Below are 13,580 nucleotides of genomic sequence, written 5' to 3'. Positions count from 1 at the left end.
TCTTCTCGCCGACCGATTGGGCATAGGCCGGCATCCCCGCCGCGCCCAGCAGGAGCAGGCAGGCGGCGGCAGTGAGTGTCGTTCTCATGAATGTCTCCTAGGGAAGAATCGTACCTGTCGGAGCAACCGGAGCGGGCGTTCGATGTTCCTGGCGCGGCCGGTCGGCCGGAGCCGTCACGCCTCGCAGTTCGCGGTCTCGCGGGCGAGCCAATCGATGACGCAGGACAACGCCTTGCGCTCGCTGCCGCCAGCGGCAAGCGACGCCTCGTAGACCCGGATCTGCCCATCGGCGCTGGAGCCGCATTCGGTGATGGTGAGGGCGTGTGCGACCTGCGCGTTGCAGCCCAGAGCCGCCGCATCCTCCGCCACGAGGTCGAGCAGGCGCTCGACGAGACGGCGCACCGGCACCGCCTCCTCCGCAGCCTCATCGATCAGGGCGGCGTGAACGCCGTCGCGCTGCGCCCGCCATAGGTTCTCCATCACGAAGCCCCGCGAGGCGCCCGTCGGCCGGGCGTTCAGTTCCGGCCGTCGCACGCAGAGCCGCACGAGGCATCGGTAGAGCGCGGCGATGGCCAGCGTATCCTTGAGCCGGGTGCAGCTGTCGGCGACCCGCAATTCGAGGGTCGGGTAACGGATCGACGGGCGGATGTGCCACCAGAAATAGGTCGCATCCTCCACGGCACCCGCCCGAGTCATCACCCGTACGTAGCGCTCGAAGTCGTCGGCCCCATCGAACAGTTCCGGTAGTCCGGTGCGCGGCAACTCGGCATAGGCCCGCAGGCGGTAGCCGGCGAGCCCGGTGCGGTGACGCTCGTAGAAGGGCGAGGAGGTGGAGAGCGCGAGCAGCACCGGCAGGAACGGCATCAGCCGGTTGATGAGGTCGATGCGTTGGTCGGGCTCGGGCACCTCGACATGGATGTGCAGGCCGCAGACGATGGAGCGCCGGCCCACCATCTGCAGCGTCTCGATCATTTTGCGGTAGCGGAGCTTGGCGGTTTCGCGCTGGTCGGTCCAGATCGCGGTCGGGTGGGTGCCGGAGGCGAAGACCTTCAGGCCGTGCTCCCGGCCGATGCCGCACAGGCCGGTGCGGAGCTTGGCCAGGGCCTCGTGGGTCTCGCTGAAGCTCGTCGAGGGCTTGGAGCAGATCTCGGCCTGGCTTTCGAGCATCTCGCGCTCGACGCCCTCCAGCCGGGTTCGCGCCGCCTTGTGGAAGGCCGAGACCGACGCGCCGGGCGCCGCCCGGGTGCGGCTGCTGGCCAGGAACAGCTCTTCCTCGATCCCGAACCGGTACGCATCTGCCATCGCTCGTCCCACCTTCCCGGTCCGAAGGGAAGCAAGCGCGGGCCCAACTGGTTCGTGCGTTAACGAACGATACGATCCAGGCGGTTGTTCACGAAGAAGTACAGCTCCTTGGCGCCGGGCTCGGTGTAGAGCACCTGCACCTCGCGGCCAGAGCGGCCCTCGCCGACCAGCACGTCGGTGGGCGGGCGACCCTTGAGCCGCACGAGGTCGCACTCGCCGATCCCGGTCGCGATGGCGGTGGCCGTGCCCGGCGCCGGGCCGGTGCAGGCGCCGTTGCCGTCGAGCACGGGGCCGAGCGCGGCGGCCGGCGCCGTCGGGACGGCGGGCAGCACTGCGCTGGGGGGAGGCGGCGGCGGGATCGGTTCGCGGCGCTCGGCGGTGTTGCAGCCCACCAGCAACAGGCTGGGCAGAAGTCCTAAGGCCACTTTTCGCAAGACAATCCTCAAGGCGTCGGTCTCTTCTCCGGCACGGTCGCGCCCGATGCGCTCCCGCCCTTCGCGCTGCCGTCGGAGCGGGTTTCCAGCGCTCGGGCGAACAGGTCGGCGGCGTCGTCGTGGAAGGTGTTGCGCGAGTCCGGCCGCGTGTAGAACATGTGGCCGCCGGGATAAACCGAGAGCTTGAGGCGGTCGGGCGAGCCGTAGACCGGCATCTGGTCCAGCAGCATCTTCGAGGTGAAGTAGGGCGTCACGAGATCGGTGAAGCCGTGGGCGACGAGCACCCGCATCCGTCCGTCGAGCGCCAGCGCGTCCTTCAGTGCGCCCATGGCTTCCGGGGCCGATCGGCCCGAGCCCCAGGTCCAGCCGCGGTTGACCGCGCCGTTGAGCAACTCGTAGCGCATGTTCTCGACACGCCAGTTGAGGCGGCCCTGATAGAGCTGCACCATGGCGGTGGTCAGCGGCGCCTGAAGCGCGTCGAGCACCGGATCCTCGAAGCCCGATTGCGGGGCGGTCGGGTCCGGGTCCCAGCCGGTCACGCCGGTGTCGTAGGCGGAAGACACTCGGCCGGCGTCCCGCCCGATCTCGCGCTGGTAGCTGTGGGCGCTGAGCCGCCCGGCCTGACGCCGCACGGTCTCCGGATCGAGGCCGGTCAGCGCCGAGACCTTCTCGGCGAGGCGCGCCACCGCCTCACGGTCGGACGGGCCTTTCAGGAGATCGGTGAGATAGGCGCCGGACGCGTAGGTCTCGGCCTCCTTCATGAGTTCACGGCTCGGCGTCGTGCCCGCGCGTTCCAGCGCCGCCGCGGCAAACGAGGGAAGCTTTGTCACGAAGCCCCACGGCGTGGTGCGGGCCGGCTGCAGCCACGCGAAGTCGAGCACGGGGGAGAGCAGCACGAGGCCCGAGAGGCCGACGCCGACATCCTGTTGCAGCTTCTGCGCGATGAGCGGGCCGCGGAAGCCGCCATAGCTCTCGCCGACGAAGAATTTCGGCGAGGCGAGGCGGTCGTTCTGGCGCAGATAACGGGCGATGGCGGCTGCGAGCACCGAGGCATCCGCATCGACGCTCCAGTACTTCTTGCCGTCGCCGTCCGCCGCGCGGCTGTAGCCGGTGCCGACGGGATCGATGAAGACCAGATCCGTGAAGTCGAGCCAGGTCGCGGGGTTCGGCTGAAGCGCGATCGTCTGCGACGGGCTGATCGAGGCGCCGTCGGTCGGCAGGCGCCAGGGGCCGATCGCGCCGATGTTGAGATAGGCCGAGGCCGCGCCCGGTCCGCCATTGACGCCGAAGGTGATCGGCCGGGCGGCGGTCTCCTCCGGCTTGCCCGCCTTGGTGTAGGCGATGAAGGCGATCTCGGACTGAAGCTTACCCTCCTCGTCCACCAGCGCGAGGCTGCCGGCGGTGGCGGTGAAGGCGAGCGCACGGCCGTTCGGCCCGTCGATGCTGTGCTCGGTGGTCGCATCCGGCGGCAGGCGGCGTCCCTCAGGCGCCTTGCGCGGCTGGCCCTGCCCCGGTCCCCTCCCCTGTGCTTGGGCAGGCCCGTCGCCTTGTGCCGGGCCGTGCTGGGCGCGCAGCGGCATCGGCCCCAGCCCCACGGCGAGGGAGAGGAGGCCGGCAAGGCAAAGCCGTGCCGTTCCGGCACGGGGAGAGAGAGGGAAGGTTTGCGTCATCGGTCTCTCGCGATCCTTCGGCAGTTGGTCGCGCCGCGCCATCGGACGGGGTGCGGGTCTCACGCCTTCTTGGTCCAGCGCCCGCCCTCGTCCTGCTGCCAGTAGGCGATGGCATGGCCGGCGGCCTTGGCGCCACGCCATTGCTCACGGGCGTGCAGCAGCGCGTCGGTGTCGGTGCCGTCGAACAGGATGCAGATTCGCTGGTAGCTCTCCGCATCCTCCGGCAGTTCCGCGCCCTCCACGAGGAAGCGGATCGAGGCGCCGTTGGGGTTGGTCTCGCGCAGGGTCAGTACCACGGGCTGGCTCGCCGCATCCGTGTCACGGTCCGTGCCGTGGGGCAGGAAGCTCTCGTCGGTGTAGGTCCAGAGTCCGTCGTCGAGCGCCTGAAGCCGCTCCTCGCTCACCGCCTGGATCGCCGCTTGCCAGCCGCGCTCCAGCGACTTTTCGACGAGGCTGGGCAGCACCTTTTCGAGGGGCTGGCGCTGGAGGTGGTAGAACAGGATCTCGGTCACGGCATCGAACCATATAGGGTCTGCTGCCTCTAGGGCAGTGCGGGCGTGGCGTCGCGGCTGCCGGACCCCTGGATCGCGACGGCAGAGGAAATTCGCACTGAACCATGCCGTCGGAGGCGGGTTCGCTTTCCACAACCGATATCAGGGAAGGAAAGAGCCATGCCGACCAAGATGATCACGCTCGCCGCCGCGCTGACCCTCGCCGTTTCCGGGGCGGCCTTCGCCCAGTCGAGCACCGGCAAGGGCGGAACCGGCGGCACCACGGACAGTGCCAGCCCGGTTCGGAACAACACCGGCAACAGCATGCGGCCGACGAACGGCAGCGCCGCGGGCGCAACCACCGGCTCGACGGGCACCATGGCCCCCGGCGCCACGACCGGCACCGCACCGGGCGGCACCATGGGCGGTGGCGCAGGCAGCGCCGGGGGCGGCAACAGCGCTGCGGGCCGCTAACGAGAGCCGGAGCGCAAGCAAGGAGGCCGGTGCCGATCCGGCCCCTTTTCCCATGCCCAGTCTCAGCCCGGTTCGATCAGGTGCGGCACGAACAGCGCGCCATCGCCGGTGATCGGGCCGTCGGATTCACGGATGCAGAGACCGGCCGGCGTATCCCCGACGATCCAGGCACCGAGGAGCGGGCGCCGGCCCTCGAAGCACGGCAGCTCGGCCAGACCCTGGCGGATGAAACCGTCCGCACCGTAAGGCCCATCCGCCCCGGCGACGCGAGCCCCATCGGCAAAGATCTCGACATTGGCGCCCTCCCGCGAGAGCAGCGGCTTGCGGACATAGGCGCCGCCCAGGCTCGCGGAGGCGGGATCTCCCTCGAAGAAGGCCGGCAGCAGGTTCGGGTGGCCGGGCTCGCGGGCCCAGAGATGGGCGAGCAGACCCTTGTTGGAGAGCACCATCTTCCAGGGCGGCTCAAAGAAGCGCGTCGGCGAGGCCGCGACCGCTGCTCCGAACGCGTCCTGAAACGCCCATTCCCAAGGATAGAGCTTGAACAGGGAGGCGAAGGGTTGCTCGTCCGGCCCGCAGAAGGTGCCGTCCGCGCGCAGGCCGATCTGAACAAGGTCGAGCAGGATCGTCGCGCAGCCGGCCTGGACCGCGCAATCCTGAAGGTAGCCGGCGGTGCCCAGATCCTCCGGGCCGCCGGTATCGGCGGCGAAGGCGAACAGGCCGGGCGGCGCAATGGCGGCGAAGCGGGCGATCAGTCGTTCGTGGACGGCGTTGAACTGGTCGCTGCCCGAGGCCAAGCGCCCGTCCCTCAACCCCTGTTCGAGCCAGAGCCACTGGAACACGGCGGTCTCGTAAAGGGCGGTCGGCGTGTCGGCGTTGTATTCGAGGAGCTTGGCCGGTCCGGTCCCACCGTAAGAGAAGTCGAGGCGCCCGTAGAGACTCGGATCGTTCCGGCGCCAGCTCGTCCGCACCGTGTCCCAGACCGGCTCGGGAATGGCGAGCGAGGCGAGGATGCGCTCGTCCGCCACCGCTTCGGCGGCGAAGTCGAGGCAGAGGGCGTGCAGGTCTGCGCTCGGCCCTTCGATGTCGTCCTCGATCTCGGCGAGCGTGAAGGCGTAGGCGTGGCTCTCGTCCCAGTAGGGTTCGCCGTCGATGGTGTGGAAGGCAAAGCCCGCATCCCGCGCGATCTCCCGCCAGCCGGGCCGCTCTCCGTAGGCGATGCGGCGCATCAGGTTCCGCCGAAGGAGGAGAAGCCGCGCCCGCTGCTGCCGAAGCCTCCGAACTTCGTCGCCTGCGCAGACCCCGATTTGAGGGAGCCCGATGAGGCGTGGCTCCCCGAACCCGTGGTGATGCGTCCGCCCGATCCGGTGCAGTAGGCACCGTGATGGCCGCTCTGGCCGCTGCTATGGTCGTAGACCGGCTCGGGCGTCACACCTTCGGCGGCCGTGCGCCCGAGCAGGTAGCCGGCCATGCGTGGCACGAAGCGCATCGGGTCGATCACGGCATCGACCGTCCTGTCCAACGCGCAATGGTCGCTGCCGTGATGCTGCTCGCATTGCGGCAGCGACACGTAATGCGGGGCCGTGGAGGGATAGGCGGCGCGGGCGATGTCGTAGGCGGCGCGGCAATCTTCGGTGGTGCGGATCGCTTCGGCGGTGCAGGCGGTCACGTCCGCGTAAACCAGGACGTCCCGGCCCGGGGCCGTCCGGTCGAGGCCACCCAGGGAGAGCGCGGCGAGGCCCGCACCGGCCACGAGCACGGTCGAGACCGTCTGAGAACGCTTGGTCGCGGCGCGATCGGGCGGTGTGACGGCCGGCGTGGATCGGCTCGGCGATCGGCGGGCGAAATCTCCTGAAGTCTCGCGCTCGTCCGCCACGGCGTCAGTAGCTCATGCAGGCAGCGTTCACGAGGCCGCCCGCGAGAGAAGCGGCTCCGAGCAGCACGGCGGGCGCGGTCTCACCCTCGTCGATCCGCCGCGACAGGTTCGGCAGCAGCGGCCGCATCATCCAGTAAATCGCGACCTGCACGACTAGGGCGACGAGCCCCCAGACGATGCAGTCGATCAGAGAGCCGGCATAGCGCACCGCCGCCGAGAGCGGGATCGAGTAGCCGAGCAGGCTGCCGCCGAGCGCCAGGGACGCGGCAAGGTTGCCTTCGCGCACCAGGGCGATCTCCCAGTGCGCCGTCGCGGTGAGGTAGGTCACGAGGTAGAGGGCAGTGAGCCCGAGGGAGACGGCGAAGTAGGCAAGGAAGGCCGGCAGGCCCGAGATCGTCGTCAACGGCTCCCTCCAGCCTCAAGCGCCGGCGACCGCATCCGCGGCCTTGGCTCACGCTTCGCTCGACGCCTCGGTTGAGCCGAGGCCGCTCCGCGGGCGCTCTTCGCGCCTGGACAGCGATGCAATCGCTCTTCGAGGATCGCACCGCTTCCTGTCACACCAGCCGGCTTTGCTCGATCGCGGCGGCGATGAACCCCTTGAACAACGGGTGCGGCTCAAAGGGGCGTGACTTCAACTCCGGATGGAATTGCACACCGATGAACCACGGGTGGCCCTCGTGTTCAACCGTCTCGGGCAGCAGTCCGTCCGGCGAGGTGCCGGAGAAGCGCAGGCCCTTGGCCTCCAGACACGCGCGATAGGCCATGTTGACCTCGTAGCGGTGCCGGTGGCGCTCCGAGATCTCGGTGCCGCCGTACATCTGCGCGATCTTGGTGTCCGCACCGAGCGTGGCCTTGTAGGCGCCGAGCCGCATGGTGCCGCCGAGATCGCTCTCGGCCGCGCGGCGTTCCAGCTCGTTGCCGCGCATCCACTCTGTGAGAAGGCCGACCACCGGTTCCTCGGTCGTGCCGAACTCGGTGGAGTTGGCCCCCTCGATCCCGGCGAGCGAGCGCGCCGCCTCGATCACCGCCATCTGCATGCCGAAGCAGATGCCGAAATAGGGGATGTTGCGCTCGCGGGCGTAGCGGGCCGCGCGGATCTTGCCCTCCGCGCCGCGCTGGCCGAAGCCGCCGGGCACGAGGATGCCGTGCAAGCCTTCGAGGAACGGCGCCGGGTCTTCGCGCTCGAACACCTCCGCCTCGATCCATTCGAGGTTGACGCGGACGTTGTTGGCGATGCCGCCATGCGTCAGCGCCTCGGTGAGCGATTTGTAGGCGTCCTTGAGCCCCGTGTACTTGCCGACGATGGCGATGGTGACCTCGCCCTCGGGGTTGCGCACCCGCTCGAGGATGTCCTGCCAGAGGTCGAGCTTCGGCTCAGTCTCGGGCTCCATCTGGAAATGCGCCAGGATCTCCCGGTCGAGGCCCGCCTCGCGGTAGGAGAGTGGCACGGCGTAGATCGTATCGACGTCGCGCGCCTCGATGACCGCGCTCTCCCGCACGTTGCAGAACAGGCCGAGCTTGCGCCGCTCGTCTTGCGGGATCGGCCGGTCGCAGCGGCAGAGCAGGATGTCGGGCTGGATGCCGATGGAGCGCAACTCCTTCACGGAGTGCTGCGTCGGCTTGGTCTTCAATTCACCGGCGGACGGGATGTAGGGCAGCAGTGTGAGATGCAGGTAGCAGACGCTGCCGCGCGGGCGTTCCTGGCCGATCTGGCGAATGGCCTCGAAGAAGGGCAGGCCCTCGATGTCGCCGACCGTGCCGCCGATCTCGACCAGCACGAAGTCGTAATCGTCGTTGCCGTCGAGCACGAACGTCTTGATGGCGTTGGTGACGTGCGGGATCACCTGGATCGTGGCGCCGAGATAGTCGCCGCGCCGCTCCTTGGTGATGATGTCGAGGTAGATCCGCCCCGTGGTCACGTTGTCGGCGCGTGAAGCCGGCAGGCCGGTGAAGCGCTCGTAATGGCCCAGATCGAGGTCGGTCTCGGCGCCGTCGTCGGTGACGAAGACCTCGCCGTGCTGCGTCGGGCTCATCGTGCCCGGATCGACGTTGAGATAGGGGTCGAGCTTGCGCAGGCGCACGCGGTAGCCGCGGGCTTGGAGCAAAGCTGCCAGGGCGGCGGAGGCGAGGCCCTTACCCAGGGAGGAAACCACGCCGCCGGTGATGAAAACGTACCGCGTCATGGGCTCCGGTCCATAAAGGGGCTCAAGCGATTCGCCAAACCGCAACGGTTGCCGCACCCCGCCGGCCACGCGGGAGGCGGCACGGGGCGAGGCCCCTCATGCCGTTGAGGAATTCGTCTCTCACATCCCCGCGGCCGATGCGCCGGCCGCAAGGGTCTTATCCGCAGATGGTGCGGCTCGGCCGCAGCGGGCTCAGCGCGATTGCGGCGCATCCGGCGTCGTCGGTGCGGCCGGCGGCGTGCTCGGGGCGGGAGCCGGCGTCGCGGGCGTGGCGGGCGCGTCGGTCGGCACCGAGGCCGGCTGGCCGGGCTGAGCCGGAGCGCCGCTGCGCAGCGTGTCGAGCAGGTTGTCCGCGTTCACCGGCTTCTGGGTCTGCGTCTGGCTCTGCGGCGTCCCGGCCTCGTCGAGGATCGAGCGGGGCGCAGCGGTGCGGTGGGCCATGATCGCCAGCGCGATGCTGGTGGTGAAGAAGAGTGCCGCCAGGATCGCGGTCGCCCGCGTTAGCGCGTTCGCCTGACCGCGGCCGGTCATGAAGCCTGAGACGCCGCCGCCCCCGCCGCCGCCGAGCCCGAGCCCGCCCTCCGAGCGCTGCAGCAGCACCACGGCGATGAGCGCCAGGACGATGATGAGGTGGACGACGATGAGGACGGTCTGCATAGCGATTCCGGTGCCCGCTCGCGCGGACGCTGTCGGTGTGCCGGACTAAAGGTCGCGCGCAAAAGCGGCGCGCCCGCGTATCCGCTGCACGAAGTGGGGGCTCCTACACCGTTTGCCCACCCGCGCCAACCGGCCTTCATGCAAGCGGGCGGGACAAACGATTTGCACGCGGCCCACACGAAGGATGCGTCGCGGCATCCGGAACCGCCGCTCGCCTCGATATAAAGACAGCGTTCTGGAAAAACGCCGCAGGAGCATGGTCATAGGGCCACGGCCCGTGCGAGGAGTCGGAATGAGCGATTTTCACCACGAAGCCGGGCGGTTCGCCGCCTTCATCGACCGCGCCGACCGCGAGGAGATGGAGGCCGTGCAGTCCGACCTCCTGCGGATCGCCCTGGAGCGGCCCGATCCGGCGGGGCGGGCGCAGGCGATGGATGCGCTGCAAGCCGCACTCTCCGACCGGATCCGGCCGGACGCGATGAGCCCGCTGCAGCAGGCCTTCTATGTCGCGGTGCTCTCGATGATCGAGCGCACCAAGGAAGCGGTGGCGAAGGCGCCGGCCCGGGCGGACTGACCGCGAACCCGGCGCGTTCCATGCGACGGGACCGGCAGGCCCTCCTCGTCGTCGATGTTCAGGCGAGCTTTTGCGTGCCGGACACGATCGTCGCGGGCATCGCCGCGCTGAGCCGGACGCTGCACACGGTGGCCACCGTCGAGCGGCACGACGAGGCGGTGACGCCGTTCAGGGCGCAACTCGGCTGGGCGCCGCCGGCGGACGAAGAGCCGCTGGTCCCGGCCGACCGGGTTTTCGTCAAGCACGGCTACCTGCCGCCGCCCGCGCTGATCGATCATTTCAGGGCGCTCGACATCGAGCGCGTCCTCGTCTGCGGCGTGCAGACGGAGACCTGCTGTCTCGCCGCCGGCTTCATGCTGTTCGATGCCGGGTTGCGCCCGACCCTGCTGCCGTGGCTCAGCGTCGGATCGTCCCTCGACCGCTCCGGCTCACTCGGAGCCGAGCTCTGGCGGCATCATTTCGGAAGCGTTCTGATCGGTCCCGAGGCGATGTAGCCTACGGGCAAATCACGGGCTCAGCGGGGCGCGGTGCAGCGCGCGGTCGCCAGCGCCGACCAGGCCGCTTCGAAATCCGGCTCGGCCCCGTCGTCTCGCTGCACCGTCGCTTCGAGGCGCACGACACCGCCCGAACGCTCGACCTCGGCGACGAGCGTCGTCTCCTCGCCGCCGGATCCTCCGGCCTCGCGCGTGACCCGGTAGCGGGCGATCGTCGCACCGAGCGGCCGGCGCTTCGGCATGGGAGCCGCGTCGCTACCTTGTCCGGGCATCAGCCTGATCTCGAACACGCTGCGCCGGCCCTGCTGCCCGATCGGTTGCAGGACGATCTCGTCGCCGCGGTGCTGGGCCGAAAAACCCTTGGGGATATCGAGGGTCGGCCGACAGCCGCCCGGGGCCGTGATCGCCGCACCCTGCGATGCCGTGGTTGTCATGAGAACGAGGACCGTTCCGGCTGCCGACAGAAGCGGCCGGGCGCCGAACAGTCTCGGCCCGATGCGCCCCGCGGCGCCGCGCGGCTGGGGAACGCTCACCCCTCGTAGGCTCGGCAGATTCCCAAAAAGTCCTCCGCTACGAGGCTGGCGCCGCCGACCAGCGCGCCGTCGACGTTCTCCACCGCCATCAGTTCGCGGGCGTTCGAGGGCTTCACCGAGCCGCCGTAGAGGATGCGGATCTTGTGCGCCTCCTCGCCGACGAGCTTGTCGAGCATCTCGCGCAGCGACGCGTGGACCTCGGCGATCTCCTTGGCGGTCGGCGTGCGGCCCGAGCCGATCGCCCAGACCGGCTCGTAGGCGATCACCGTGTCGGCGCCGGTCGCGCCCTTCGGCAGGCCGATGGCGAGCTGCGCGCGCACGATGTCGAGCGCCCGGCCCTGCTGGCGCTCCTCCATGGTCTCACCGACGCAGATGATGCCGCGCAGGCCCGCGCGGCGGGCGCCGAGCGCCTTGGCGTGGACGCCGTCATCGGTCTCGTAATGGTAGGCGCGCCGCTCGGAATGGCCGACGATGACGTAGGTGGCGCCGAGATCGGCGAACATCTCCGCCGAGATCGAGCCGGTGAAGGCGCCGCTCGGGCGGGCATGCAGGTTCTGGCCACCGATGGCGACCGCGGAGCCGTAGACCGTCGCCAAGCAGGAGGAGATCAGCGTCGCGGGCGGGCAGATCAGCACGTCGATCTTGTCTACGAGCGCCGGCGAAAGTCCGTCACGGATCGCCTCGACGGTCGGGACCGAGGAGAGCAGACCGTTCATCTTCCAGTTGCCGGCAACCAGCGGACGGCGTCCCTCGCTTGCCATGGCGTCCCGGTTCTCCGTGTCTCGTTCGAGGACTTACAACGTCGTGGGCCGGCCTAGCAGAGCAAGCTTAGGCGCGCAAACCACCTTTGAGATCGTCCCGCCCCCTTTCCGGGCGCCCGGATGACATGCCCTTTGCGCCGCCGTCCCGATCGTCTATCGCGGGGCTCGAATTTGTTCCCTGCCCGCGTGGGCAGGGACCGTAGAGAATTAGGCCCGGGCGTCCGATGCTCCAGTCCATTCGCAGTGCCAGCCAGCATTGGCTCGGCAAGGTCGTGCTGTCGGTGATCTTCACCTTCCTGATCGCGGGCGTCGCGATTTTCGGTGTGGAGGAGTTTTTTCGCGGCGGATCGACCACCGCCGTCGCCACCGTCGGCAAGACGCCGATTTCGGCCGAGGAGGTCCGCACGGCCTACCAGAACCAGCTTCAGCGCTACCAAGCGCAGCTCAAGCGGACGCTGACGCCGGACCAGGCGCGGGCGATGGGTCTGGAGCGGCAGGTGCTGGCTCAGCTCATCACCGAGGCGGCCCTCGACCAGAAGACCACGGATCTCGGGCTGGCGGTCTCCGATGCGACGGTGCTGCGGGCGATCCAGGACGAGCCGAGCTTCAAGAACGCCAATGGCAGCTTCGACCGGGCGCTGTTCTTCCAGACGCTGCAGCGGGCGGGCCTGAACGAGGGGATGTTCGTGCGCGAGCAGCGCTCGGTCATCGCCCGCCTGCAACTGGCGGACGCGATCGTGGCCGAGATGCCGGTGCCCCAGGCGATCCGCGAGGCGGTGCACCGCTACTCCACCGAGCGCCGCGACGCCGCCGTGCTGACGCTGGCGCCCTCCGCCGCGGGCGAGATCCCCGCCCCGACCGACGAAGAGCTCAACGCCTACTACGACAACAACAAGGGCTCGTTCCGCGCCCCCGAATACCGCACCCTCAACCTGCTGGTGCTCGACCCCTCTGCCCTGGCCAAGCCGGATGAGGTGTCCGACGAGGAAGCGCGCAAGGTCTACGAGGCCAACCAGGGCCGGTTTGGCAAGGCGGAGCGGCGCACGATCCAGCAGATCAGCTTCCCCGACGAGACGGCTGCCGCGGAGGCGCGGGCCAAGATCGAGAGCGGCGCGACGCCGTTCGAGACCGTGGCCGCCGAGCGCGGCCTCGATCCCAAGCAGCTCGATCTCGGCACGATGACGAAGGCCGAGCTGTTCGATCCGGCGGTGGGCAACGCTGCTTTCGCCGTGGAGCAGGGCAAAGTGAGCGAGCCGGTGAAGGGCCGTTTCGGCACCGTGCTCCTGCGCGTCACGGCCATCGAGCCGGGCACGGTCAAGCCGTTCGACGAGGTCAAGGACGAGATCCGCAGGGAGATCGCGCTGAAGCGCGTGCGCGACGGCGGCCTCGACAAGGTGCAAGACGCCATCGAGGATGCCCGCGCCTCCGCCAAGCCGCTCGCCGAGATCGCCAAGGATCAGGGTCTGACGCTGCTGAGCATTCCCGCGGTCGATGCGCAGGGCAACGACCCGTCCGGCCAGCCGGTCGCCGGCATTCCGGACAAGGAGACCACGTTGCCGGCCGCCTTCCGTGCCGATGTCGGCAACGACACCGAGGTGCTGCGCACCAAGGCCGGTGGCGCGATCTGGTACGACGTCGTCAAGATCGATCCTTCGCACGAGAAGCCGCTGGCGGAGGTCCGCGACGAGGTGGTGAAGGGCTGGACCAAGGCCGAGGTCGAGAAGCGCCTCGTCGCCAAATCGAAGGAGCTGAGCGAGCGCCTCGACAAGGGCGAGGCCATCGAGACCGTGGCGCAGGAGGCGGGCCTGCCGCTGAAGGCGTTCGCCGAGATCGGCCGCAACCAAGCGAAGGACGACCTCTCGACCGAGATCGTCGAGCGCATCTTCACTACCCCGGTCGGCAAGGCGGCCTCGGCGCCCGCCGGCGAAGGACGCGCGGTGTTCAAGGTCACGGCGGCGGCGATGCCGGCCTTCGTGCCGGGCACCCCAAGCGACGGGCAACTCGTGGCGTCGCTGCGCACGGCGATCGCCGACGACGTGCTGGCTGAGTTCATTGCCGAGGTGCAGAAGAGCGCCGGCGTCAACGTGAACCAGACCGCCCTGCGGCGTGCGCTCGGCGGCGAGTACTGAGGCCG

General features: G+C 69.4%; 15 protein-coding genes. 4 read left to right on the top strand and 11 right to left on the bottom strand.

Annotation, left to right across the window (positions count from 1 at the left end; genetic code table 11):
* Positions 1-174 precede the first annotated feature (174 nt).
* Genes MKK50_RS17370 through MKK50_RS17355 form a run of 4 tightly spaced genes read right to left on the bottom strand, consistent with a single transcriptional unit; the run spans position 175 to position 3,918 of the window.
* Positions 175-1,302 carry a carboxylate-amine ligase gene (locus MKK50_RS17370; RefSeq protein WP_499024073.1) on the bottom strand — a complete coding sequence of 376 codons (1,128 nt, stop codon included), beginning with the start codon at positions 1,300-1,302 and terminating at the stop codon, positions 175-177.
* 59 nt (positions 1,303-1,361) lie between these two features.
* Positions 1,362-1,736, bottom strand: a complete 375-nt coding sequence (locus MKK50_RS17365; RefSeq protein ID WP_499024071.1) for a hypothetical protein — start codon at positions 1,734-1,736, stop codon at positions 1,362-1,364.
* Positions 1,737-1,744: 8 nt separating this feature from the next.
* On the bottom strand, positions 1,745-3,406 hold the full coding sequence (locus MKK50_RS17360; protein WP_499024068.1) for a S10 family peptidase: 1,662 nt from the start codon (positions 3,404-3,406) through the stop codon (positions 1,745-1,747).
* 59 nt (positions 3,407-3,465) lie between these two features.
* Positions 3,466-3,918, bottom strand: coding sequence for a DNA polymerase III subunit chi (locus MKK50_RS17355; RefSeq protein WP_012255710.1), 453 nt, complete (start codon positions 3,916-3,918; stop codon positions 3,466-3,468).
* 159 nt (positions 3,919-4,077) lie between these two features.
* On the opposite strand from MKK50_RS17355, the gene MKK50_RS17350 reads away from it, so the two are divergent.
* Complete coding sequence (locus MKK50_RS17350) at positions 4,078-4,371, top strand: hypothetical protein (RefSeq protein ID WP_253368699.1); 294 nt, start codon at positions 4,078-4,080, stop codon at positions 4,369-4,371.
* Positions 4,372-4,433: 62 nt separating this feature from the next.
* On the opposite strand, the gene MKK50_RS17345 is transcribed toward MKK50_RS17350, so the two are convergent.
* The 5 genes from MKK50_RS17345 to secG form a co-directional block, all read right to left on the bottom strand.
* Positions 4,434-5,597 (bottom strand): glutathionylspermidine synthase family protein, encoded by a 1,164-nt coding sequence (locus tag MKK50_RS17345; protein ID WP_499024066.1) that lies wholly within the window; start codon positions 5,595-5,597, stop codon positions 4,434-4,436.
* Positions 5,597-6,244 (bottom strand): DUF1190 domain-containing protein, encoded by a 648-nt coding sequence (locus MKK50_RS17340; RefSeq protein ID WP_499024064.1) that lies wholly within the window; start codon positions 6,242-6,244, stop codon positions 5,597-5,599. The genes MKK50_RS17345 and MKK50_RS17340 overlap by 1 nt, the downstream gene beginning before the upstream one ends.
* A gap of 4 nt (positions 6,245-6,248) precedes the next feature.
* Complete coding sequence (locus MKK50_RS17335; RefSeq protein ID WP_499024063.1) at positions 6,249-6,647, bottom strand: DUF350 domain-containing protein; 399 nt, start codon at positions 6,645-6,647, stop codon at positions 6,249-6,251.
* A gap of 151 nt (positions 6,648-6,798) precedes the next feature.
* On the bottom strand, positions 6,799-8,427 hold the full coding sequence (gene pyrG, locus MKK50_RS17330; protein WP_253368692.1) for a CTP synthase: 1,629 nt from the start codon (positions 8,425-8,427) through the stop codon (positions 6,799-6,801).
* A 192-nt stretch (positions 8,428-8,619) separates the two neighbouring features.
* Positions 8,620-9,084 (bottom strand): preprotein translocase subunit SecG, encoded by a 465-nt coding sequence (secG, locus tag MKK50_RS17325; RefSeq protein ID WP_499024060.1) that lies wholly within the window; start codon positions 9,082-9,084, stop codon positions 8,620-8,622.
* Between the two features lie 292 nt (positions 9,085-9,376).
* Here secG and MKK50_RS17320 point away from each other — a divergent pair, with 292 nt between their 5' ends.
* Positions 9,377-9,658, top strand: coding sequence for a hypothetical protein (locus MKK50_RS17320; RefSeq protein WP_499024059.1), 282 nt, complete (start codon positions 9,377-9,379; stop codon positions 9,656-9,658).
* A 20-nt stretch (positions 9,659-9,678) separates the two neighbouring features.
* Positions 9,679-10,152 (top strand): isochorismatase family protein, encoded by a 474-nt coding sequence (locus tag MKK50_RS17315; protein ID WP_499024057.1) that lies wholly within the window; start codon positions 9,679-9,681, stop codon positions 10,150-10,152.
* A 20-nt stretch (positions 10,153-10,172) separates the two neighbouring features.
* Here the strand turns inward: MKK50_RS17315 and MKK50_RS17310 are convergent, their stop codons facing one another.
* Together MKK50_RS17310 and tpiA are read right to left on the bottom strand one after the other, a co-directional pair.
* Entirely contained in the window at positions 10,173-10,586 is a 414-nt protein-coding gene (locus MKK50_RS17310; RefSeq protein WP_499024055.1) for a Tsi3 family protein, read from the bottom strand.
* A gap of 95 nt (positions 10,587-10,681) precedes the next feature.
* Positions 10,682-11,446 (bottom strand): triose-phosphate isomerase, encoded by a 765-nt coding sequence (tpiA, locus tag MKK50_RS17305; protein ID WP_499024054.1) that lies wholly within the window; start codon positions 11,444-11,446, stop codon positions 10,682-10,684.
* Positions 11,447-11,670: 224 nt separating this feature from the next.
* On the opposite strand from tpiA, the gene MKK50_RS17300 reads away from it, so the two are divergent.
* Entirely contained in the window at positions 11,671-13,575 is a 1,905-nt protein-coding gene (locus MKK50_RS17300; RefSeq protein ID WP_499024052.1) for a SurA N-terminal domain-containing protein, read from the top strand.
* Positions 13,576-13,580 lie beyond the last annotated feature (5 nt).

The organism is Methylobacterium sp. J-043 (assembly GCF_022829505.1).
GTDB lineage: Bacteria > Pseudomonadota > Alphaproteobacteria > Rhizobiales > Beijerinckiaceae > Methylobacterium > Methylobacterium extorquens_A.
This window is presented reverse-complemented; position numbering and strand designations above follow the sequence as displayed.